1 protein-coding gene is annotated in these 622 nt (G+C 63.7%); it reads right to left on the minus strand.

The window, feature by feature from the left end:
* Window positions 1-622, minus strand: a 622-nt coding sequence (locus ABWV23_RS22360) for a calcium-binding protein (protein ID WP_353351918.1), incomplete at both ends; no start/stop codon positions are given.

Genomic DNA, 622 nt, shown 5'->3' on the forward strand with positions numbered 1-622 from the left:
CGCCTTCCAGATAATCGTTGCCCTTGCCGCCGCTCAACGTGTCTTTGCCGTTTCCGCCGAGCAGAACATCTTTGCCGTTGCCACCACTGAGCGTGTCGTTGCCGCCGCCACCGTCCAGAAAGTCATTGCCGCCCAGCCCCTTGAGCACGTCGGTACCGCCTTCGCCGCGGATATCGTTCGCGGCCCCCGTGCCGGTGATCGTGTCCTTGGAGTCGGTGCCGCGCGCGTTCTCGAAGTTCTTCAGCGTGTCGCGATCGCCGAACCCGTCGATGGCATAGCCTTTCTCGAGGTTCACGGTAACGCCAGCGGTGCCGCCATAGCTCGCATCCCTGTCATAGCGCACGGTATCGGTGCCGTTGCCGCCGTTCAGAAGGTCATCGCCCGCCAGGCCGCGGATGTGGTTGTCGCCGCTGTCACCCTTGAGCGTGTCGTCGAACAGGCTGCCGCGCAGCACCTCGATGCTCTTGAGCGTGTCGGTATCGCCCCAGCCGTCAGTGGCCTTGCCGGTGGCGAGATTGGCGATCACACCGGCAGGGTCGTCCTTGTAGGTGACCTGGTCGAACGTGCCCGCGCCGCCCTTGTAGGTATCGTTGCCTTCGGAGGAGATGAAATAATCGTCGCC

This window comes from Aquicoccus sp. SU-CL01552, from assembly GCF_040365005.1.
In the GTDB taxonomy this organism is placed as follows: Bacteria; Pseudomonadota; Alphaproteobacteria; order Rhodobacterales; family Rhodobacteraceae; genus Antarcticimicrobium.